Annotated in this window: 22 protein-coding genes; 16 read left to right on the top strand and 6 right to left on the bottom strand. The window is 72.2% G+C overall.

The features are described from left to right. Positions 1-178: 178 nt before the first annotated feature. From ACGF13_RS33785 to ACGF13_RS33760, 6 genes are all read left to right on the top strand, one after another. The gene (locus ACGF13_RS33785; RefSeq protein ID WP_224284734.1) at positions 179-529 is read left to right on the top strand and encodes a hypothetical protein; all 351 of its coding nucleotides are present in this window, start codon (positions 179-181) and stop codon (positions 527-529) included. Positions 530-696: 167 nt separating this feature from the next. Next, positions 697-1,500: a hypothetical protein gene (locus tag ACGF13_RS33780; protein ID WP_392882647.1), complete on the top strand. Its 804-nt coding sequence runs from the start codon at positions 697-699 to the stop codon at positions 1,498-1,500. 226 nt (positions 1,501-1,726) lie between these two features. Then, a complete protein-coding gene (locus ACGF13_RS33775; protein WP_392882645.1) occupies positions 1,727-2,773 on the top strand; it encodes a hypothetical protein in 1,047 nt (348 codons plus the stop codon). Positions 2,774-2,780: 7 nt separating this feature from the next. Continuing rightward, complete coding sequence (locus ACGF13_RS33770; RefSeq protein WP_392882642.1) at positions 2,781-4,355, top strand: SCO6880 family protein; 1,575 nt, start codon at positions 2,781-2,783, stop codon at positions 4,353-4,355. Between the two features lie 65 nt (positions 4,356-4,420). Then, a complete protein-coding gene (locus tag ACGF13_RS33765) occupies positions 4,421-5,770 on the top strand; it encodes an ATP-binding protein (protein ID WP_392882639.1) in 1,350 nt (449 codons plus the stop codon). Positions 5,771-5,978: 208 nt separating this feature from the next. Next, positions 5,979-7,778, top strand: a complete 1,800-nt coding sequence (locus tag ACGF13_RS33760) for a bifunctional metallophosphatase/5'-nucleotidase (RefSeq protein WP_392882637.1) — start codon at positions 5,979-5,981, stop codon at positions 7,776-7,778. 60 nt (positions 7,779-7,838) lie between these two features. Here ACGF13_RS33760 and ACGF13_RS33755 read toward each other — a convergent pair whose 3' ends face one another. The 5 genes from ACGF13_RS33755 to ACGF13_RS33735 all read right to left on the bottom strand — a co-directional run bounded on the left by ACGF13_RS33755 (position 7,839) and on the right by ACGF13_RS33735 (position 13,453). Further along, positions 7,839-9,335, bottom strand: a complete 1,497-nt coding sequence (locus ACGF13_RS33755; protein WP_392882635.1) for an ATP-binding protein — start codon at positions 9,333-9,335, stop codon at positions 7,839-7,841. Beyond that, on the bottom strand, positions 9,332-10,102 hold the full coding sequence (locus tag ACGF13_RS33750) for a response regulator transcription factor (RefSeq protein ID WP_392882633.1): 771 nt from the start codon (positions 10,100-10,102) through the stop codon (positions 9,332-9,334). Before ACGF13_RS33750 ends, ACGF13_RS33755 begins: the two co-directional genes overlap by 4 nt. A gap of 79 nt (positions 10,103-10,181) precedes the next feature. Then, positions 10,182-11,402 (bottom strand): S1C family serine protease, encoded by a 1,221-nt coding sequence (locus ACGF13_RS33745; protein ID WP_392882630.1) that lies wholly within the window; start codon positions 11,400-11,402, stop codon positions 10,182-10,184. Between the two features lie 115 nt (positions 11,403-11,517). Continuing rightward, positions 11,518-12,576, bottom strand: a complete 1,059-nt coding sequence (locus ACGF13_RS33740) for a LacI family DNA-binding transcriptional regulator (protein WP_392882627.1) — start codon at positions 12,574-12,576, stop codon at positions 11,518-11,520. Positions 12,577-12,724: 148 nt separating this feature from the next. Next, positions 12,725-13,453: a response regulator transcription factor gene (locus ACGF13_RS33735; RefSeq protein ID WP_392882625.1), complete on the bottom strand. Its 729-nt coding sequence runs from the start codon at positions 13,451-13,453 to the stop codon at positions 12,725-12,727. A gap of 728 nt (positions 13,454-14,181) precedes the next feature. Here ACGF13_RS33735 and ACGF13_RS33730 point away from each other — a divergent pair. The 7 genes from ACGF13_RS33730 to ACGF13_RS33700 all read left to right on the top strand — a co-directional run bounded on the left by ACGF13_RS33730 (position 14,182) and on the right by ACGF13_RS33700 (position 18,836). Further along, positions 14,182-14,475 (top strand): MoaD/ThiS family protein, encoded by a 294-nt coding sequence (locus ACGF13_RS33730; RefSeq protein WP_392882623.1) that lies wholly within the window; start codon positions 14,182-14,184, stop codon positions 14,473-14,475. Between the two features lie 5 nt (positions 14,476-14,480). Beyond that, entirely contained in the window at positions 14,481-15,887 is a 1,407-nt protein-coding gene (locus ACGF13_RS33725) for a hypothetical protein (RefSeq protein ID WP_392882621.1), read from the top strand. 162 nt (positions 15,888-16,049) lie between these two features. Continuing rightward, entirely contained in the window at positions 16,050-16,784 is a 735-nt protein-coding gene (locus ACGF13_RS33720; RefSeq protein WP_392882620.1) for a DUF2993 domain-containing protein, read from the top strand. Between the two features lie 224 nt (positions 16,785-17,008). Beyond that, positions 17,009-17,089: an Ms5788A family Cys-rich leader peptide gene (locus ACGF13_RS33715; RefSeq protein WP_350517234.1), complete on the top strand. Its 81-nt coding sequence runs from the start codon at positions 17,009-17,011 to the stop codon at positions 17,087-17,089. Positions 17,090-17,322: 233 nt separating this feature from the next. Then, on the top strand, positions 17,323-18,159 hold the full coding sequence (locus tag ACGF13_RS33710) for a sulfurtransferase (protein ID WP_392882618.1): 837 nt from the start codon (positions 17,323-17,325) through the stop codon (positions 18,157-18,159). Between the two features lie 40 nt (positions 18,160-18,199). Next, a complete protein-coding gene (locus ACGF13_RS33705) occupies positions 18,200-18,490 on the top strand; it encodes a DUF1416 domain-containing protein (RefSeq protein ID WP_030288989.1) in 291 nt (96 codons plus the stop codon). A gap of 73 nt (positions 18,491-18,563) precedes the next feature. Beyond that, positions 18,564-18,836 carry a DUF3099 domain-containing protein gene (locus ACGF13_RS33700; RefSeq protein ID WP_392882616.1) on the top strand — a complete coding sequence of 91 codons (273 nt, stop codon included), beginning with the start codon at positions 18,564-18,566 and terminating at the stop codon, positions 18,834-18,836. Between the two features lie 13 nt (positions 18,837-18,849). Here ACGF13_RS33700 and ACGF13_RS33695 read toward each other — a convergent pair whose 3' ends face one another. After that, on the bottom strand, positions 18,850-19,212 hold the full coding sequence (locus tag ACGF13_RS33695; protein WP_392882614.1) for a DsrE family protein: 363 nt from the start codon (positions 19,210-19,212) through the stop codon (positions 18,850-18,852). Positions 19,213-19,582: 370 nt separating this feature from the next. Here ACGF13_RS33695 and ACGF13_RS33690 point away from each other — a divergent pair, with 370 nt between their 5' ends. The 3 genes from ACGF13_RS33690 (at position 19,583) to ACGF13_RS33680 (ending at position 21,735) form a co-directional block, all read left to right on the top strand. After that, complete coding sequence (locus tag ACGF13_RS33690) at positions 19,583-20,185, top strand: FABP family protein (protein ID WP_392882611.1); 603 nt, start codon at positions 19,583-19,585, stop codon at positions 20,183-20,185. A 103-nt stretch (positions 20,186-20,288) separates the two neighbouring features. After that, a complete protein-coding gene (locus ACGF13_RS33685; RefSeq protein ID WP_392882609.1) occupies positions 20,289-20,753 on the top strand; it encodes a Fur family transcriptional regulator in 465 nt (154 codons plus the stop codon). A 19-nt stretch (positions 20,754-20,772) separates the two neighbouring features. Further along, on the top strand, positions 20,773-21,735 hold the full coding sequence (locus ACGF13_RS33680) for a YgfZ/GcvT domain-containing protein (protein ID WP_392882708.1): 963 nt from the start codon (positions 20,773-20,775) through the stop codon (positions 21,733-21,735). Positions 21,736-21,765: the final 30 nt, after the last annotated feature.

The raw sequence follows: 21,765 nt of genomic DNA, 5'->3' as shown, positions 1-21,765 counted from the left end.
CGAACAGTGAGCGCTATCCTTCGTACGGTGTACATCCTCGCGTACGTGCCCGATGCCTCACGACCAATTCGCGAGAAGTAGCCAAGTCGACATCAGATCTGGCCAAGAATAGGTACCGACCCTTCGCGCGGGCCGGGTCCGGGCCCTTGAATTTGCCTGATCGGGCGGTGAGATGGAAATGAACCTGAGCAGCGTGCACACCAATGCGGTCGGCCACCTGGCCGAGGACCCCCCCAAGAAGCCGAACATCGACACCATCATCGGCGGAATCGCGCCGGACTGGGGGCCGTTCGCGAGCCTCGGGTCGGAGGCGCGGGTGATGGTCGAGGTCATCATGGCCGTCGCCATCCTCATCTGCCTCGGCCTCGCGGTCTGGGGTGCGGCCAAGCAGCGGATCGGAGCGACCGCGATGCGCGACAGCTTCGGCGCCGAACAGGGCAAGGGGCTGATCGTCGCCGGCCTGACCGGCGTGTTCATCATCGGATCACTCGGCACTCTGTTCACCATTGTCTACGGCATGGCGATCTGACGATCGGACAGCAGTAGTCCGACCTGCCTGAGGCCGGGGCCCCGTCCGGACCCTCTCCGACGGCCGGCCCGCCAGGAGTCCACCCCCGTCCCCGCCCTCCGCCCGCGCCCGCCCCCGGGCGGAGGACCCCCGGAGCCGCCCCGGCTCCCCGCACTTGGAGGGCCGCCGTGCCGTTGTCCGACGACCAGCCGCGCACCCGCACGCGCCTGCCGGTCGGCGAACAGTCCTCCGCCCAGCCGAACCCCCGTCAGGCCCGACCGCTGCGCGCCCTGCTGGCCGTCCTGGTCGTCGTCACCCTGCTCGTGGTGGCCGTCGCCATCGCCAACCGCGTCACATCCGGCACCGGAGGCGGCGGCCCCTCCGCCGACCGCGCCGACGCCGGTGCCGGCCCCGCCCCCAGCGGCGACCAGCCCGTCGGCACCACCGTCAACGGCATCCCGACCGGCTACCCGCACACCGAGCCCGGCGCCCAGTCGGCCGCCACCAACTACGCGGTGGCGATCGGCTCCGCGGACATGTTCCGCACCGACAGCCGGCACGGCATCGTCGCCACCATCGCCGACCCGGGCGCACTGGCGGGGCTCCAGAGTCGACTGGACCAGGGCTTCGGCGGCGACACCGTCACCCGCTACGGCCTCGACTCCCAGGGCCGCGCACCCAAGGGCCTCACCTTCGTCAGCCGCACCGTCCCGGTCGGCGCCAAGTCGACGGGCTACAACGAGGGCGACGCCAAGGTCGAGGTGTGGTGCACCGGCCTCACCGGCCTCGCCGGCGAGCGCTCCGTCCAGCCGGTGACCACCAACTGGTTCACCCTCACGCTCTCGCTGCACTGGACGGGCAGCGACTGGAAGCTCACCGACTTCACCAGCAGGCAGGGCCCCGCGCCGGTGCCCGCAGATCAGCAGGCCGCCACCGCCGATGAGATCACCGGCGCCGTCCAGCAGTTCGGGGGGTTCCGCTTTGCGCGCTGACCAGACCTCACACACTTCCGGCGCACGGCGCCGCGTGGGCACCCTTGCCGGTGTGCTGGCCACCGTGCAGGTGGCGGCGCTGTCGACGGCCCAGCGGGTGTTCGCAGAGCCGTCGCCGACAGCCACGCCCACTTGTCAAAAGGTCGATCTCCCGATCCCTGGCAGTGACGCGGGCTGTGCTCCCGGGGGAGCGGTCGTCATCCCCGGGAGCGGCACCGTCGGGACTGTGACCGATCCGCTCGGGTCGTTGGCCAAGAGCTGTGCGCAGGCCGCGGCGTGGGTGGTGCGGAAGTTGTCGGGGGCGATCGACGGGACGACGCAGGTGGACTTCACCAATGCGTCGTTCCTGCAGCAGTACGCCGTGGTGTTCGCCGTGTCGACGGTGATCACGCTGGTGCTGTGGCTGCTGGCGGTGACGAAGCGGGCGGTGCGGGGGGCGCCGCTGACGACGGCGTTCTCGGAGGCGATCGGTTTCCTGTGGTTGACGGTGGTGGCGTCCGCGTTCACGCCGTTGATCCTGTTCACCGTGGTGAGTGTGACGGACGGGCTGACCAAGGCGATCGCGGTCGGGACGAAGACGGACACCGGGTCGTACCTGGGGGGGTTCGCCGACACTCTGGAGAAGGGCGACGTGGGTGGTGGTCCGCTGATCCTGGTGATCGTGTCGCTGGTCGCGGTGTTGGCGGCGGCGGTGCTCTGGATCGAGCTGCTGATCCGGGCGGCGATGCTGTACGTCGGCGCGCTGTTGGGTACGGCGGTGTACGCGGGGCTGGTGGACCGGCAGTTGTGGAAGCACGTGCGGCGCTGGGCGGGGGTGATGCTGGCGGTGGACCTGGCGAAGCCGATCATCGTGGTCATCCTGGGGCTGGCGGGCGCGGTGGCGACCGGGTCCGGGGCCGACGACGACTTCGCCCGGGTGTTGTCGGGGCTGGCGATCCTGTTCCTGTCGATCTTCGCGAGTGCCTCGGTCTACCGCTTCGTGCCGGGCTTCGGCGACGAGATGCTGAACATGCGCGGGGCCCGGGCCAACGCCGTGCAGGCCGGTTCGGCGATGATCAACGGCACCGCGAACCTGATGAAGCAGGGCATCACGACCCACGGCGACCGTGGTCCGCAGGCGGCGGGCACGGGTGGCGGCGGGGGTGCGGGCGGCGGTTCGGTCGCGCCGGGCATCGCCGCCCACGCCGGCCGGACGCCGACGCCACCGCCGCAGGGCGGGCCCCCGCAGGCTTCGGTTCCGATCCGCGACAGCAATCCAGCGAAGGGAGGGTGACGGGTAAGTGAGCAGCGAACCGCTGGGCCAGTACGGTGCCCAGTACGCCCAGCCGTACGTGCACCAGCGCCGCACCTACCTGATCGGCAAGGCCCGCCCGAACGCGCCGATCGGCCGGAACCGGGAGTCCGGCGAGATCATGCTGATCATCCTCGGGGCCTTCCTCGGCATGCTCTGGGGCCTGTTGATGCCGATCCTGCCGCTGCGGATCGGCGGGTTGGTCGGTCTGCCGGCGCTCGCCATCGCGGCGGTGTACGTGCCGTACCGCAAGCGGACGTTCTACAAGTGGGTGGAGATCAACCGCACCTACCGCCGGACGGTCCGCAGCGGGCGGGCGGTGTGGCGCTCGGACGTGATGGACGCCGGTACCCGGCTGGACGGTCGGGAGGTGGAGGTCGGTCCGCCGCCGGGGGTGGGGCGGCTGCGCTGGCTGACGGCGCCGTTCGGGCCGGACGAGGTCGGGGTGCTGATGCACCTGGAGCGTCGGACGGTGACGGCCGCGATCGAGATCGAGGGCCCGGGCGTCGGCCTGCGTGACTCGGAGGACCAGGAGGCCCTGGTCGACCGGTTCGGGACGCTGTTGAAGCACGTCGCCAACGGGGACGGCTTCGTGACGCGGCTGCAGATCCTGGCCCGGACCCTGCCGGCCGATCCGGACGCGCACGCCAAGGACGTCGAGCGGCGCGGCGACCCGTCGTCGGCGCGCTGGCTGCAGGACTCGTACGACCAGCTGCAGTCGATGGTGTCGACCTCCTCGGAGCAGCACCGGGCGTACCTGGTGGCCTGCATGCACTACACCCGGGACCTGGCCGCCGAGGCGCACGCGATGGGCCGGACGGCCACCGGGCGGCGGGCGCGGGACGACGAGGGGCTGGCGGCCGTGATGGCGCGCGAGCTGACCGACATCTGCGCCCGGCTGGCCGAGGCGGACATCCGGGTGCGTCAGCCGCTGGGTCAGGCCCGGCTCTCCTCGCTGCTGCACTCGATGTACGACCCGGACCACCCGATCGACCACATCCAGGCGATGTCCCGGCGCAACGCCTGGCCGGCCGAGCTGGACGCGACCCAGCCGCAGTACCTGCAGGCGAAGACCCGCGAGTCGGCGACCCGGGAGCCGTGGTGCCACGCCACCGCGTGGATCAAGGAGTGGCCGCTCACCCCGGTGGGCGTCAACTTCCTGGCTCCGCTGCTGGTGCACACCCCGGACGTGATCCGGACGGTCGCGGTGACGATGGACCTGGAGCCCACGGACGTCGCGATCGAGCGGATGCTGACCGAGAAGACCAACGACGAGGCCGAGGCCAGCCGTGCGGCCAAGATGAACCGCACGGTCGACCCGCGCGACCTGGCCCACACCGGCCGGGTGGACCAGCGCGGTGACGACCTGGCCTCCGGCGCGGCCGGGGTGAACCTGGTCGGCTACATCACGGTCTCCTCGCGCAACCCCGACGCGCTGGCCCGCGACAAGCGGACCATCCGGGCCTCGGCCGGCAAGAGCTACCTCAAGCTGGAGTGGTGCGACCGCGAGCACCACCGGGCCTTCGTCAACACGCTTCCGTTCGCCACCGGCATCCGCCGCTGAGCACGGCCGCACGCCCCCCGTACACCCGTATCCCCGTCCACCGCTGACCCGTCAGGAGGCCGCCCATGGCGCTCGGCAACCTCACCGATGCGTTCACCAGCCTGATGTTCGGCAAGGTGGAGACCACCCGCCTGCCGGTGCGCACCTCCACCGGCCAGGCGCAGGCCGTCTACCTGCCCACGGCAGCTCCGGGCCTGGGCGACTCCGGTGTGATCATCGGTCGCGAGGTGTACAGCGGCAAGGGGTACGTCTACGACCCGTTCCAGCTGTACGGGCAGCAGCTGCCCGCCCCGCACTGGCTGGTGCTCGGTGAGTCCGGCAACGGCAAGTCGGCGCTGGAGAAGACGTACGTGCTGCGGCAGCTGAGGTTCCGCGACCGCCAGGTCGTGGTGCTGGACGCGCAGGGCGAGGACGGCGTGGGCGAGTGGAACCTGATCGCCGACGCGCTGGGCATAAAGTCGATCCGGCTGGACCCGATGGCGGCCAGGGACGGCGGGGTGAAGCTCAACCCGCTGGACCCGGCGATCACCCAGACCGGCCAGCTGTCGCTGCTGCGCACCATCGTCGAGGTGGCGATGGGGCGCGGGCTGGAGGAGCGGGCGGGCTTCGCGCTGAAGGCCGCGCACGCCCACGTGGCGGCCTCGGTGAAGGATCGTCAGCCGGTGCTGGACGACATCATCGACACGCTGCGCAACCCCGACCTGTCCTCGGTGGAGTCGCTGGGCGTGGCGGTGGACGAGGTGCAGTCCTGGGGCCTGGACGTGGCGCTGGTGCTGGACCGGCTGGTCGACGGCGACCTGCGCGGCATGTTCGACGGGTCGACCACCGAGGGCATCGACCTGGACGCGCCGCTGATCGTCTTCGACCTCTCGCACATCGACCGCAACTCGATCGCGATGCCGATCCTGATGGCGATCGTCGGGGTGTGGCTGGAGCACACCTGGATCAGGCCGGACCGGAAGAAGCGCATCTTCCTGGTCGAGGAGGCCTGGCACATCATCAACAGCCCCTTCGTGGCCCAGCTGTTCCAGCGGCTGCTGAAGTTCGGCCGCCGGCTCGGCCTGTCCTTCGTCGCGGTGGTCCACCACCTGTCCGACGTGGTGGACGGCGCGGCGGCCAAGGAGGCCTCGGCGATCCTGAAGATGGCCTCGACCCGGACGATCTACATGCAGAAGGCCGAGGAGGCGCGGGCGACCGGCCGGGTGCTGGGCCTGCCGCGCTGGGCGGTGGAGATCATCCCGACCCTGTCGCCGGGCATCGCGGTCTGGGACGTCAACGGCAACGTCCAGGTGGTCAAGCACATCGTCACCGAGGCCGAGCGTCCGCTGGTCTACACGGACCGCGCGATGACGGAGGACGCGGTGGCCGAACGGGACCGTGCGGAGCGGCAGTTGGCGGCCGAGCCGGGGGTCTGAGGGCTCCTCGGGAGGGCCCGCGCGGCGGCCGTCTCCGCGGGCTCGGCGCCCCTCGGACGGCGATGGTTCGTCAGTAGGTAATCCTCTCGTTACGTTCGACGTCCTGACAGCTACGCGCGTTGACCATAGGCTTCGCAGTCGCAACACATGCCCGAACGCCGATGCTGTCCACAGCCGGTGCTCCTTCCAAGGTGCAGGGGAACCCTTCATGCTCACCGTCAGATCCCGACGGACGGCGCTCGCCGTCGTCGCCGCCGCAGGTCTGTTCGGCACGGTGGTCGTGCCGACGGCCGCCCAGGCCGCCGACGCCAACGCCAAGCGCCACAAGACCGTCAACCTCCAGCTGCTGGCGATCAACGACTTCCACGGCAACCTGGAGCCCCCGGCCGGCTCGTCCGGCACGATCAAGGAGATCGACCCGGCCACCGGCAAGGAGGTCTCCACCCCGGCCGGCGGCATCGAGTACCTGGCCACCGAGCTGCGCAAGGCGCGCATCCCGGCCGACGACTCGATCACCGTCGCCGCCGGCGACATCATCGGCGCCAGCCCGCTGACCTCGGCGCTCTTCCACGACGAGCCGACCATCGAGGCGATGGACAAGCTCGGCCTGGACGTCACCTCCGTGGGCAACCACGAGTTCGACGAGGGCGCGCAGGAGCTGCGGCGCATGCAGGACGGCGGCTGCCACCCGACCGACGGCTGCTACGAGCCCGGCCGCACCTTCAAGGGCGCCAACTTCAACTTCCTGTCGGCCAACGTCACCGACGAGAAGTCCGGCAAGCCGCTGCTGGCCCCGTACTGGATCACCAAGTCCCAGGGCGTGAAGGTCGGCTTCATCGGCGTCACCCTGGAGGGCACGCCGAACATCGTGACCGCCGAGGGCGTCAAGGGCCTGAAGTTCGCCAACGAGGTCACCACGATCAACAAGTACGCCGCCGAGCTCAAGGCCAAGGGCGTCAACTCGATCGTCGCGCTGATCCACGAGGGCGGTTACCCGGCCAGCGGCACCTACAACTACGACTGCGGCGCGGCCGGCCAGGGTATCTCGGGCCCGATCGTCGACATCGCGAAGAAGATCGACCCGGCGGTCGGCGCCATCGTCACCGGCCACACCCACAACGCGTACGCCTGCAGCATCCCCGACCCCGACGGCGTCCCGCGCTCGGTGACCAGCGCCGCCTCCTTCGGCCGGCTGTTCACCGAGATCGACATGAAGCTGGACAAGACCACCGGCGAGATCGTGCGTCCCTCGGTCAAGGCCGAGAACCACGTGGTGCGCCGCACGGTCGAGAAGGCGCCCGACATGACGGCGCTGGTCGACCACTACTCCAAGCTGGCCGCCCCGATCGCCAACCGTCCGATCGGCTACATCGCCTCGGACATCAACGGCCGCGGCAACGGCGACCCGGAGAAGCCGCTCGGTGACGTGATCGCCGACGCGCAGCTCGCCGGGCTGGCCCCGGCCGACAAGGGCGGCGCGCAGGTCGCCTTCATGAACCCCGGCGGCATCCGCTCCGACCTGGTCTACAAGGCCTCGGGCGGCGAGGGCGACGGCGTGGTGACCTACGGCGAGGCGTTCACCGTCCAGCCGTTCACCAACATGATGCAGGTCAAGACGCTGACCGGCGCCCAGCTGATCCAGCTGCTCCAGCAGCAGGTGAGCGGCTCCAACACCGCCGCGCCGAAGATCCTCCAGGTGTCCTCGAACCTGCACTACACCCTGGACATGCGCAAGACCGGTGCGGACCGCGTGGTCCTGGACTCGGTCCGGCTGAACGGCGCCCCGGTCGACCCGGCCGCCACGTACCGCGTCGCGGCCAACGAGTTCCTGGCCGGCGGCGGCGACGGCTTCCCGGCCTTCGCGGCCGGCACCGACAAGCTGGTCGGCGCCTCGGACCTGGACGTCTTCACCGCCTACCTGGGTGCCCACAGCTCGGCGGCCGCGCCGCTCCAGGCCCCGGCGCAGGACCGGATCAAGATCATCGGCCCGGGCAGCACCATCGACTGACCGTGAGCCGGCCATGGGGCGGGTGGGAGCGCTGTCGGGGCGCTCCCACCCGCCCTTCCGTCATTCCGGGGCGGGGCCGCCGGGCAGGCGGACGGTGGCCAGCGCGCCCGGGCCGCCGTCGGCGGCGGGGCCGAGGGTGACCTCGCCGCCGGCCTCCCGGATGCTCTGGGCGACGATCGAGAGCCCGAGGCCGGAGCCGGGCAGCTGGCGCGAGGACGGCGAGCGCCAGAACCGGTCGAAGACGTACTGGAGCTCGTCCGGCGGGATGCCGGGGCCGTGGTCGCGGACGGTCAGGACGCCCTGGTGCAGCCGGACGTCGATGGTGCCGCCGGGCGGGCTGTACTTGACCGCGTTGTCCAGCAGGTTGATCACGGCCCGTTCCAGCCCGGCCGCGTCGCCGTGCACGTACCAGGGCTCGGTGTCGGTCTCGAAGACCAGCCCCGGGCCGCGCAGCTCGGCCCGTTCGACGGCCCGTCCGGTGATCTCGTGCAGGGCGACCACGGTCGGCGCCGGACCGCTCTTCGGGGTGTCCGGGCGGGAGAGCTGGAGCAGGTCGCCGATCAGGACGGTGAGTTCCTGCATCTGCGCCTTCATGTTGCCGAGCAGCTTGGTCTTGGTCGCGGCGGGCAGCGGGCGTCCGGTGTCGTTGCTGCGGATCAGCAGGTCGACGTTGGTGCGCAGGGAGGTCAGGGGGGTGCGCAGTTCGTGTCCGGCGTCGGCTATCAGCCGGGTCTGCCGCTCGCGGGAGTTGGCGAGGGCGGTGCTCATGGAGTTGAAGGAGGTGGAGAGGCGGGCGATCTCGTCGTCCCCGCGGACCGGGATGGTGGTGCCGACCTCCTCGGTCCTGGCGATGTGTTCGACGGCGTCGGTGAGCCGGTCGACGGGCTTCAGGGCGGAGCGGGCGACCAGGCGGCCGGCGATGGCGGCGAGCAGGATGCCGCCGGCGGAGACCGAGCCGAGGAGGATGGCGAGGCCCTGGAGGGACTCCTCGATGGGCTGGGTGGAGGTGGCCACCATCAGCAGTGCCGGGCGTGATCCGTGGGTCGAGGAGATGCGGACGACCGCCGGGGTGCCGTCGGTGAACCGGCCGTCGCGGATGATCGACTGGCCGTTCTGGAGCTTGAACCCGGTCAGGTCGCCCGGCTGGACCACGATGGCCTTGCTCGCGTTCGGCGGTAGGCAGACGGCGGTCGGGCCGGCCACCACGTACTGGGTGTCCCGGACCACCGCGCCGCCGTTCTCCGTGGTGAGGCCCGTCGGCTGTTCCGCCAGGGCCTGGTCCGCGGTCGGGTAGCAGCTCAGGAGGACTCGGGGGGCGGGGGGCATCGGTGCGCTGAGGAGGTCCGTCCGCACCTGCCCGTACAGCTGCTTCTCCACGATGAACCAGCACGCCAGCGCCGAGAGCGCGATGGCCACCGCCACCGCGGCCGCGCTCAGGAAGGTGAGGCGGCCGCGCAGCGAGCGGGAGCGGTACCAGTGGACCAGGCGGCGCCGGAGCCCCGGCGTGCGGGGCGGAGCCGACGGAGGGGTCAGCGGAGGGGGCGGGACGTTGTTCACGCGCTCGTGCCGGAGGCCGGGCGCAGCGCGTAGCCGACGCCCCGCACGGTCTGGATCAGGCGGGGCATGCCGCCCTGCTCGGTCTTGCGGCGCAGGTACATCACGTACACGTCCAGGGAGTTGGAGGAGGGCTCGAAGTCGAAGCCCCAGACCGCCTTGAGGATCTGTTCGCGGGTGAGGACCTGGCGCGGGTGGGAGAGGAACATCTCCAGCAGCATGAACTCGGTGCGGGTGAGCTCGATCGGCTTGCCGGCCCGGGTGACCTCGCGGGTGGCGGTGTTCATCCGCAGGTCGGCGAAGGCGAGCACCTCGCTCTCGTCCTCGACGGCGGCGCGGGCGGCGGCCTCGGCGGCGAGGGCGTTGCGGCGCAGCAGGGCGCGGACGCGGGCGAGGAGTTCGTCGAGTTCGAAGGGCTTGGCGAGGTAGTCGTCGGCGCCGACGTCGAGGCCGGTGACGCGGTCGCCGACGGCGTCGCGGGCGGTCAGCATCAGCACCGGGACGGTGTCGCCGCGCGAGCGCATCCGGCGGACGGCGGTGAGGCCGTCCATCCGGGGCATCATGATGTCCAGCAGGACGAGGTCGGGCCGGTCGCGTTCGACGGACTCCAGGGCTTCGTAGCCGTCGGTGGCGGTGGCGACCTCGTACCCCTCGAAGGCGAGGCTGCTCTCCAGGGCGTCCCGGAGGGCGGGTTCGTCGTCGACCACGAGGAGCCGGGCGCAGGGGTGGGCGGCCTCGGCGGTGGTGCGGTCGTCGGCGGACGGGGTCATGGGCGGGTGCCCTTTCTCGTCGGGGTCTCGTCGGCTGGAGGGCCTGCTGGGAGCAATTGTCCGTCTCAGGGAGTGTGGCTCACAGGCTCTGTCCGGCTTCGAGCTTCGGCAGGACCTGCTTGATGTCGTTGATCGGGATGGCGAAGCCGAGGCCGACGCTGCCGGCCGAGCCGTTGCCGGAGGAGCCGGAGCCGCCGGGCGAGTACATCGCCGAGTTGACGGCGATGACCTGGCCGTTGGCGTTGATCAGCGGGCCGCCGGAGTTGCCGGGGTTGAGCGCGGCGTCGGTCTGGAAGGCCTTGTAGGTGGTGGTGCTGCCGCTGGTGGACTGCGGGGCGGTGCCGCGCATGCCGGGCAGGAAGGGCAGGCCGAAGCCGCCGTTGTTGCTGGTGCTGCCCTCGTCGAGCTGGACGGTGACGTCGCGGTTCTCGGCGCTGATGATGCCGGAGGTGACGGTGCCGGTGAGGCCGTCGGGGTTGCCGATGGCGACCACCGGGTCGCCGATGGCGACGGTGGAGGAGTCGCCGAGGACGGCGGGGGTGAGGTTCTTCGCGCCGGTCGCGGTGATCACGGCGACGTCGAGGGCCTTGTCGGTGCCGGTGACGGTGGCCTGGGCGGTGGAGCCGTCCTTGAAGGTGACGGTGATCCGGCCGCCGCCGGCCGCGGCGGTGTCGATCACGTGGTAGTTGGTGAGGATCCGGCCGTCGGTGTCCAGGACGACGCCGGTGCCGGTGGCGGTGCCGTTGCCGGTCTTGACGGTGATCTGGACGGTGCTGGGCGAGACGGCGGCGGCGATGGCGGCCACGTCGGCGCTGCCGTCGGAGCGGGCGGAGACCGGGCTGGCGATGGTGCCGACGCGGTTGTCGGAGCTCTGCCGGTCGGCGGCGACCAGCCCGCCGGTGACCCCGCCGAGGACGGCGGCGACCGCGGCGACGGCGGTGACCATGGCGAGCCGGCCGCGCAGCAGTCCGCGCCGGGCCCGGCCGCCGTGGTGGCCGGGGCCCTCGGGGGAGCCGGGGCCGAGGATCGTGGGCGGCTCGGGCGGGATCGGCGGGGGCGGCGGCGGTCCGTCGAAGCCGCCGTCGGAGTGGTCCTCGCGGTAGCCGTACCCGGCGGTGGCGCCGCCGGTGGTGCCGGGGGCGTCCGGGGCCGGGCCGGCGCCGAGCACGGTGCCCTCGATCACCCGGGGCTCGTGCGCCCGGTACGGGTCGTACTGCCGGTGGGGCTGGTACGGGTCGTACTGCCGGTGGGGCTGGTACGGGTCGTACTGCTCGCCGGGGTGCTGCTGCTGTTCGCTCATGCAGACCAAGCTCGGCCCGGTGCATGAGGAGTGGATGAGAACCGGCTCAGAACGGGGAGAGAAGCCCGTTGGGTTCTCATAAAGCCTGGTCAGGCCGCCTGTCGAGCGGAACCGGCTACTCCGCTACGGATCGGCCGGGGGTGGTGCCGTCGCAGCCGCAGGAGCGGCGGATGACCAGCCGGGACGGGAAGGTGCGGACCCGCTCGGTGTCCGATCCCGGCACCATCAGCGAGTCGTCCAGCACCAGGTCCACGGCGGCCCGGGCCATCGCGTCGCGGTCGGAGGCGACGGTGGTCAGCGGCGGGTCGGCGAGCGCGGCCTCGGGCACGTCGTCGAAGCCGGCCACCGCGAGGTCCTCCGGGACCCGCAGGCCGACCTCGCGGGCGGCCCGCAGCACGCCGATCGCCTGGTCGTCGGTGGAGCAGAAGATCGCCCGCGGCCGGTCCGGCGAGCGGAGCACGCCGAGCGCGACCTCGTAGGCGCCGTAGCGGTGGAAGGGCGCGTCGATCAGGTGCGGCTCGGTGGGGATGCCGTGGGCGTCCATGGCGCGCTGCCAGCCCTCGACGTGGTCGATGACCGGGTCGCCGGGGGCGGGGGACTCGACCGGGCCGCCGAAGCAGGCCACGTACGGGTGTCCGTGCACCTCCAGCAGGTGGCGCACGATCGCCTCGGCGCCCGCCACGTCGTCGGTGACCACCGCGACGTCGTCGATCGCCTCGGGCCGGCGGTGCAGCAGCACCACCTTGGCGCCCTCCATGGCGGCGAACTCCTCGGCGGCGCGCTGCGAGGGGCCCTGGCTGACCAGGATCAGGCCGGAGACGCGCATCCCGAGGAAGGCGCGGACGTAGTGCACCTCGCGGTCGTCCACGTAGTCGGAGTTGCCGATCAGCACGAGCTTGCCGCGCTCGGAGGCGGCCCGTTCCACGGCGTGCGCCATCTCGGCGAAGAAGGGCTGGCGGGCGTCCGGGACGACCATGCCGATCAGGTTGGTGCGCCGGGAGGCCATCGCCTGGGCGACGCTGTTCGGCCGGTAGCCGAGCTGCTCGATCGCCGCGAGGACCTTCTCCCGGGTCGCGGGCGCGACCGGGCGCGGCCCGTTGTTGATGACGTAGCTGACGACCGCGGTCGAGGTACCAGCCAGCCGGGCTACATCGTCGCGCGTCACTTTGGCCACGGGGGGAGTCTACGCGTGTGGCCCCCGGGGCGGCAGTGGGACCTGAGGCCTTGTCCGGCAGGCCGGCGGGCGGCTCCGGGAGGAACCGGACAAGCCGGGCGGTCGGCGGTCCGTCCGGCCCCGGACGGGTGCCGGACGGACCCGTGCCTCAGGCGTCCAGGGGGGCGGGCCGCTGGGTGAGCTCTGGCCGTTCGCCCTTCTCGGGCTTCTCCGGGACGACGAAGCGGTAGCCGACGTTGCGCACGGTGCCGATCAGCTGCTCGTGCTCGACGCCGAGCTTGGCGCGCAGCCGCCGGACGTGCACGTCGACCGTCCGGGTGCCGCCGAAGTAGTCGTAGCCCCAGACCTCCTGGAGCAGCTGCGCCCGGGTGAACACCCGGCCCGGGTGCTGGGCGAGGTACTTGAGCAGCTCGAACTCCTTGAAGGTGAGGTCGAGCGCCCGGCCCTTGAGCTTGGCGGAGTAGGTGGCCTCGTCGACCGAGAGGTCGCCGTTGCGGATCTCCATCGGGCTGTCGTCGGTGACGACCTGCAGGCGGCCGAGGGCGAGCCGCAGCCGGGCCTCGACCTCGGCCGGGCCGGCCGTGTCCAGCAGGACGTCGTCGATGCCCCACTCGGCGGTGACGGCGGCCAGGCCGCCCTCGGTGACCACCAGGATCAGCGGGCAGCCGATGCCGGTGGAGCGCAGCAGCTGGCAGAGGCTGCGGATCTGCGGCAGGTCGCGTCGGCCGTCGACCAGGATGACGTCCGCGCTGGGGGTGTCGACCAGGGCCGCGCCCTCGGCGGGCGCCACCCGGACGTTGTGGAGCAGCAGTCCGAGGGCGGGCAGCACCTCTGCGGAGGGTTGCAGCGCATTGGTGAGGAGGAGGAGAGAACTCATGCCCGGTGGTCCCCTTTCCGGGTCGTCGCGGTCGCGTTACGGCTGCCGCCACAGCCGGATGGCGCACGTGCTGGAGGGGAGGAGGGGACGACGGTCGGCCGCGGCGAACCGGGGGCGCGGACGGTGTACAGGGCGCGACGGCGGGTCGGCCGGGGGTCCCGCAACCCCTGGCGCACCGTTTCTGCCCTGTCCCTCACCGCGAACCCTCCGGTCTGTCCGGTGCCGGGTGGCGGCCCGGTGCCGGGTGGCGATGCCCCGGGCCGGCCGGGGCACGTCGTTGTGCCGCGTCAGGCGGGGCGGTCCCTGCGCTGCGCCGGGGGTGGGCCGACGAATCGCAAGAACGTCCGTACTGGCGTCCTGGAAGCACAAAAGGACCCGGGGGCGACTCTGCCCGGATCCCTCTTGGTGGTCGAGGATAGCCGACCGCCCCCGCGGCCGGGAGTGCCCGAATCCGGCGGTTCGCCCAAATCGGGCGTACGCCGGGTGAGGCTGGACACAGCGTCGAACGCCGGTCCGGCGCCCCCGGCGCCGGTCCGGTGGGAGGCCGCCGGGTGCCGCCTGCCCGTTCGGCCAGGGCGATTGCCGCTCGTGGTGGCGGACACGCCATCATGGGACGCACATCGGAGGCGCTGTTCGGGTCCATCGTTCGGGTGATCGGGCGGCCGTCGCGGTGGCGAGCCGGACCGGGGTACCGGGGCCGGGCGAGGACGACGAGAAGGGGTGGCCCGATGGGCGCGACCACCGAGCCCGCGAGCGGCGCCCGGGTGCGCGGGACGATCCGCTACTGGGCGGCGGCGAAGTCCGAGGCCGGGCTGGCCGAGGAGCCGTACGAGGCGGCGACCCTGGCGCAGGCGCTGGCGGCGGCCAAGGAGCGGCACGCCGACCGGCCGAAGCTCGTCCGGCTGCTCGGGCACTGCTCGTACCTGGTCGACGGGGCCCAGGTGGGCGGCCGCGACCACGCGGCCGTCGCCCTGACCGAGGGCGGGACGGTGGAGGTCCTCCCGCCGTTCGCGGGAGGCTGAGCGGCGTGACGGACATGAACAACCCGAACCGCGGCGGCTCCGGCGACTGGCCGCAGCAGCCCCACCCGCAGCAGCGGCCGTACCCGCCCCAGGGGCAGCAGCCGTACTTCCCGCCGCAGCAGCCCGGCCCGCAGCCGCCGTACGGCTACCCGGTGGACGACGCGGCGACCGCGGTGCTGCCGCCGGTGCCGGCGTTCGACGACGCGGCCGCGACCACCCTGCTGCCGCCGGTGCCGGCGGTGGACGACGCCGAGACGACGGCGCTGCTGCCGCCGGTGGTGGTGTCCGGTTCGACGCCGGTCGCGCCGCCGCGGCACCAGCAGCAGCCGCAGTACCAGCAGCAGGCCCCGCAGCACCCTCAGTACCGGCAGCAGCCCCCGCAGCACCCTCAGCAGCAGGCCCCGCAGCAGCCTCAGTACCGGCAGCAGGCCCCGCAGCACCCGCGGCGGCGGCAGCCGGAGCAGCCGGTGCAGCCCCAGCCGGACCCGACGATCCAGCTCCAGCAGCCGCCGAGGCCGCGGGCCAGGCACGCGGCCCCGGCGCCGCAGCCGGCCCCCGTGCCGCAGCCGGCGGAGGCCTTCGACCCGCCGACCATGACGCTCAAGCGTCCGCCCGTCCCCGGCCTTCCCGGCCCGCAGGGCCAGGGCGCGCCGGCGTACGCGGCCGCCCCGCCGCAGGCGGTCCCGCCCGCCGGCCCGCGCGGCCGGACCGGCTCGCCGATCATCGATCCGGGCCTGCAGCCGGCCCTGATCACCGCCGGCGCGGCCGCCCTGCTGGCCGGCGGCGCCGCGCTCGGCCAGGTCGCGCTGGCCCTGGTGGTGGCGCTGCTCCAGCTGCTGACGGCGGCCGGCTGGTTCCGGCTGAACGGCATGTGGCCGGCCCGGCAGGGCATCCTGCTCGCCGCGCTGGCCGGCTTCACGGCGGACGCGGCGGTGCTGCTGGCGGACTCCGACGGTGGCGTGGCGGCCGTGGTCGGCACCCTGGGCGGGTTCTTCCTGCTCGTCCTGGTGCTGCAGACGTTCCGCCCGTCGGACCCGAAGGAGCGCTTCTACGCGCTGACCGTGCTCGGCTCGGCCACCGTGGTGACGGCGCTGTGCACCACGCTGCTGCTGGCCGACTGGGTGCCCGCCGCGGTGGGTGCGGTGGCGCTGGCCACCCTGCTGGCCGCGGCGCCGCTGCCCGGGCCGAAGCAGCTGGGCCCGGTGCTGGGCCTGGCCGCGGCGGTGGCGCTGGGCCTGCTGGTCGGGGCGCCGGTGGCGCTCGGCGCGCTGGCCGGGCTGGGCGCGCTGGTCGGTCGCCGGGTCGCGGCGTACGACTTCCCGTCCCGTTTCGTGCACATGACGGCGGGCGTGGCGCTGCCGCTGGCGGTGGCGGCGCCGCTGATCTGGATCGCCACCGAGCTGCTGGCCTGACCCTTCCGCTCCGCCCCAGGTCGGATTCCGGCCCCGGAACCATGTTCCGGGGCCGGACGTCGTACGGTCGTGCGAGGGCGGACGTGTCCTGCGACCGCCGTGGAACGACGACTGACGACGACCGACGAACGACCACAGCGACCGGCGACGACGGGGGACACGATGCGCGGATGGCTGAAGGCCACGATCGGCCTGGTGGTGCTCTCCGGCCTGCTGCTGGGCGCCGACCGGATCGCGGTCGGCGTGGCCGAGGACGAGGCCGCCGACCGGATCGTGAAGAGCGGCCGGATGAGCCAGCGCCCGGACGTCTCGATCGAGGGCTTCCCGTTCCTCACCCAGGTGGTGTCGAAGAAGCTGGACGACGTCCGGATCTCCTCGGACGGCCTGACCGTCGGCGACGGCAGCCACCGGGTGGCGCTGCACTCCTTCAAGGCGCGGCTCTCCGGGGTCAAGGTGAGCGACAGCATGAGCAGTGCCACGGTGGACAGCGGCACCGGCAGCGGGGTGATCTCCTACCAGGACCTCGCGCAGCTGCTGCCGCCCGCCTCCGAGCTGCTGCACGGGGCCAAGCTGCCGGTGGGCGGCAACTCCCGGCTGAGCCTGTCCTACGCGGGCCCGGGCAAGGTCAAGGCCGCGCTGGGGCCGATCGCGATCGGCGAGGGCACCGTGCACAACAAGGGCAACACCGTGACGGTGGACGGCTTCCGGCTGAGCTCGCTCGCGGGGATGGTGGCCGGTGCCACCGGCCAGCAGGTCGAGCCGATGAGCTTCACCCTGGACTCGCTGCCGGCCGGCCTGAAGCTGGCCGACCAGGAGGGCGGGAGCGGCGGTGTGACGCCGCTGCCGGAGGGCCTCCAGCTGACCTTCGACGGCAAGGACGTCAAGCTCCTGGGCTGATCCCGGCCCGTGCCGGGCGCTGCCGAATCGTTTCGCTCCGCGAGACGCGCTGTCCAGCGCGAACCGCGGAGCGGTGTCGTTTCCGCCCCGCGCGCGCCGTCGGAGGGCCTCCGGCGGGGCCCCGGCGGGCCGCACCGAGGGCGAATCCCATCATCCGGTCGTTTCGATCCCATTATTCGATACGTTGATGACAGCGGGCCTCCGGTGTCCCTAGCATCGTCGGCATGAAGCGACAGACGGACCTCACGAAGCGGCGGGCGGTAGACCTGTGCCGCGTGGCCGCCTGTCTGTGTCGAATGCGCTGACTCGGCGCCCCGGCAGGGCAGTTGACGCCCGCCGCCGATCTTCCCGGTGACCGTGCCCGGCTCTGCGAGCGGGTGGTCCCCGAGGTACTCCGCAGTTCACCGCCCGGCCGCACCGGTCCAACCTCTCGTCCCAGTATTCGGACGGATTCTCGGACCGCGCCTGCCCGGGCCCCTGCAGCACCCCTCCTGAGCAGCACCTTCCGCACAACCGCCCTCGGATGGAGATCACCACCATGAGCCGCAGCGACGTCCTGGTCGACGCCGACTGGGTCCAGGCCCACCTGGACGACCCGAAGGTCGTCATCGTCGAGGTCGACGAGGACACCTCCGCGTACGACAAGAACCACATCCGCAACGCCGTCCGGATCGACTGGAAGCAGGACCTCCAGGACCCGGTCCGCCGTGACTTCATCGACCAGGCCGGCTTCGAGGCGCTGCTCGGCGCCAAGGGCATCGCCAACGACGACACCGTCGTCCTGTACGGCGGCAACAACAACTGGTTCGCCTCGTACGCCTACTGGTACTTCAAGCTGTACGGCCACGGCGACGTCCGCCTGCTGGACGGCGGCCGCAAGAAGTGGGAGCTGGACTCCCGCGACCTGGTCGCCGAGGTGCCGGCCCGCCCCGCCACCTCGTACACGGCGCAGGCCGCCGACTCCTCGATCCGCGCCTTCCGCGACGACGTGATCGCCGCCATCGGCAACCTGAACCTGGTCGACGTCCGCTCGCCCGACGAGTTCTCCGGCAAGCTGCTCGCCCCGGCGCACCTCCCGCAGGAGCAGTCGCAGCGCCCCGGCCACGTGCCGAGCGCCCGCAACATCCCGTGGGCCAAGAACGCCAACGACGACGGCACCTTCAAGAGCGACGACGAGCTCAAGGCGCTGTACGAGGCCGAGGGCATCGACCTGGCGAAGGACACCATCGCCTACTGCCGCATCGGCGAGCGCTCCGCGCTCACCTGGTTCGTGCTGCACGAGCTGCTCGGCCAGGAGAACGTCAGGAACTACGACGGCTCGTGGACCGAGTACGGCAGCCTGGTCGGCGTGCCGATCGAGCTCGGCAGCAACTGAGCCCCGGCTCGACCCGTAAGTCAGAAGGGAAATCACAGACATGTGCGGTGCGAAGGCCGGCGGCCCGGACCTGGCAGGAGTTGACGTGGCGAACGAGACGATCATCCAGGGTTCGGTGACCCGCGACGGTGAGCCGGTCAACGGCTACGTCCGGCTGCTGGACGAGAACAACGAGTTCACGGCCGAGGTGCCCACCTCGGCGACCGGCCAGTTCCGGTTCTTCGCCCGCCCGGGCAAGTGGACCCTGCGCGCGCTGGTGCCGGGCCAGACCGTGGACCGTCAGGTGGTGGCCTCCCAGGGCACCGCCGTCGAGGTCGCGATCGCGGTCTGACCCTGGCCGGAACGACTCCGGAGCACCCCGAGGGCCCCTGCCGCGCAGGGGCCCTCGGCCGTACCGTGGAGGGGTGCAGGCAAAGCGGCGGCGTCGCTACTACTTCGCCATGATGGGCGTGTGCCTGGGCCTGTTCGTCATGGCCTGGGGCGTGGTGCGGTTCTTCTCGGTCGGCGCGGCGATCGGCATGTGCGTGGTCGCGATGGTCATCCCGCCCGCCGCCGCGGTGTTCGCCAACAAGCGGGACCCGGACGACGACTGGTGGGAGGACCCGCGCTGGGACGACCCGAAGTGGGACGAACCCGGCCACGACCGGGACCGCCCCGACCACGAGCGACGCCCGTAGGGCCCGGCGGGCGTCAGTACACGAGCGCCTGGACGCCGTCCGCCATGATCTCGCTGACGAAGACCTGGGCGCCCGCGATGCGGACGCCCTCGACGGTGTCCTTCTGCTCGATCCCGCGCCGGGTCGCGCACTGGGTGCACAGCGTCACCGAGCCGGCCGCCAGGATCGACTCCAGCAGGTCCGGCAGCGGCGCCGCGTGCGGCAGCTCGAACTCCGCGGCCCGGCCCGGCAGCGCGAACCAGGAGGACTCCCCGGTCAGCCAGAGCGAGACCTCGATCCCGCTGGCGACGGCCACCGCCGCCACCGTGAACGCCTGCGAGCACCGCTCCGGCGCGTCCGCCCCTGCGGTGACCTTGATGACCAGTTTCTTCGACATGGCGCCACCATAGAGCGCCCGCCACCCCCGCCGTCCGGCATCCCCGGAACCCTTGGGCAAAGCTTGGGCAGCGCCGGGGAGGCGGCGGGAACACGGCGGGGAGGCGGCGCGAACCGCGACGTGGTGGGGCTCACCGCGACCGCCCGGAACCCGGCGGATAGAGTGAGCGGAGCAAAATCCACCACACTGTCGCCGCCTGGGAGCCCCCCGTGTCCGGTCTGGAAATCTTCTTCGACGGTCTGCTGGCCCTCATGGCCGTGCTGATCACCTGGTTCGCCATCTTCTCGGTGATGAAGCTGTACCAGGGCCAGCGCTGAGCCTGCCGTACGGTTGAGGCAGTCCCACACCGACGAGAACAGCGACCAGGAACATGATCGAGATCCCCTCTGACCTCCACAGGGACGTCGTCCCGCTCGCCTTCCTCCTCGGCACCTGGGAGGGCGCGGGAGTCTTCGCCCCTCTACCGGGTGAAAGCGGCCCCGGCGCGGAGAAGTGCAACTTCGGCCAGGAGATCGTGATCCGCCACGACGGCCGCCCCTTCCTGGAGTTCCGCTCCCGCACCTGGGTGCTGAACGAGGAGGGCGAGAAGGTCCGTCCGCTGGAGAACGAGCACGCGTTCTGGCGCATCACCAGCAACCACGACGGCACCAGCGGCGCCCGGGGGATCGAGATCTCCTCCGTCCGCGACGACGGCACGGTCGAGATCTGGTACGGCGAGCTGGCCGACGGCAAGCCCCAGGTCGACGTCTCCACCGACGCCGTCGCCCGGATCGAGGGCTCCCCGGAGTACTCGGGCGGCAAGCGGCTGTACGGCTTCGTCAACGGCGAGCTGCTCTGGGTCGGCGAGAAGGCCGCCCCGAACGTGCCGCTGCGCCCGTACATGTCCGCGCAGCTGAAGAAGGTGCTCAGCCCCGCCCAGCTGATCAAGGACATCAACGACCTGCCGGACGACGGCATCGCGTTCTTCAAGTAGGCCGGTCGCACGACCGGCACTTCGGTGCACGAGGTAGGGACCGGCCCGCGGCCGGTCCCTACACTTGCATCCAGGACCCCCGACCATTGGCAGGGACAGTACCGTGGCGGACACCGGCACCACCGACTGGCAGCTATCCGGCGACTGGAAGGCCGACCTGCGCGAACGCGGGTACCGGCTCACCCCGCAGCGCCAGCTCGTGCTGGAGGCCGTCGACGAACTCGACCACGCCACCCCCGACGACATCCTCTGCCACGTCCGCCGGACGGCCAGCGGCGTCAACATCTCCACCGTCTACCGGACCCTGGAGCTGCTGGAGGAACTGGGCCTGGTCTCGCACGCCCACCTCGGCCACGGCGCCCCGACGTACCACCTGGCCGGCCGCCACCACCACCTGCACCTGGTCTGCCGGGACTGCGAGCAGGTCACCGAGACCGGCACCGAGATCGCCCAGCCGCTGGTCGACGGCCTGCGCGAGCGGTACGGCTTCGACACCGACCTCAAGCACTTCGCGATCTTCGGCCGCTGTGCGGACTGCACCGCCAAGCTCGCCGAGGGGCGGTCGTAAGCTGGCCGGTATGACCGGTGTGAAGAGCCCGCTGCTTTCCCTGCCCGGAGCCGTCCCCGCCGAGGGGGCCGACGAAGGCGTCGCCGCCCACTACGGCGACATCTTCCGCGAGCAACGCAACCTGTCGCAGGGTGCGGGCTTCGTGGACCTCTCGCACCGCGGCGTGGTCACCGTGACCGGCGCGGACCGGCTCTCCTGGCTGCACCTGCTGCTCACCCAGCACGTCAGCGAGCTGCCGCCGCAGCAGGCCGCCGAGGCGCTGGTGCTCTCCCCGAACGGGCACGTCGAGCACGCGCTCTACCTGGTGGACGACGGCACCACCACCTGGGCGCACGTCGAGCCGGGCACCCAGGAGGCGCTGGTGGCCTACCTGGACAGCATGAGGTTCTTCTACCGGGTGGAGGTCGCCGACGCGACCGCCGAGTACGCCGTGGTCCACCTGCCGGCCGGCTCCACCGCCGCCGTCGAGGGCGCCGCCGCCGTCCGCGAACTCCCGTACGGGCGTGACCTGTTCGTGCCGCGCGGCGAGCTGGAGCGGCTCACCGCCGGGTACGGCCCGGCGGCCGGGGTCTGGGCGTACGAGGCGCTGCGGATCGAGGGCCACCGGCCCCGGCTGGGCTTCGAGACCGACCACCGGACCATTCCGCACGAGGTGGACTGGCTGCGCACCGCCGTCCACCTCCAGAAGGGCTGCTACCGCGGCCAGGAGACCGTCGCCCGGGTGCACAACCTGGGCCGCCCGCCGCGCCGGCTGGTCTTCCTGCACCTGGACGGCACCGAGGAGACGCTGCCCGCGCACGGCACCGAGGTGCGGCTGGCCACCGACCCGGACGGGCGGGCGCTGGGCTTCGTGACCTCCTCGGCCCGGCACCACGAGCTGGGGCCGATCGCGCTGGCGATCGTCAAGCGGAACGTCCCGGTGGACGCCGTGCTGCTGGCCGGGACGGTGCCGGGCACCCAGGACGTGATCGTCCCCCAGTAGACGGCCGCGCGGCCGGGGCCGCCCGGCCCC

The sequence above is a fragment of the Kitasatospora sp. NPDC048286 genome (genome assembly GCF_043201735.1).
Lineage (GTDB): Bacteria > Actinomycetota > Actinomycetes > Streptomycetales > Streptomycetaceae > Kitasatospora.
The sequence above is the reverse complement of the archived record's forward strand: the minus strand, read 5'-3'. Positions and strand labels throughout refer to the sequence as shown.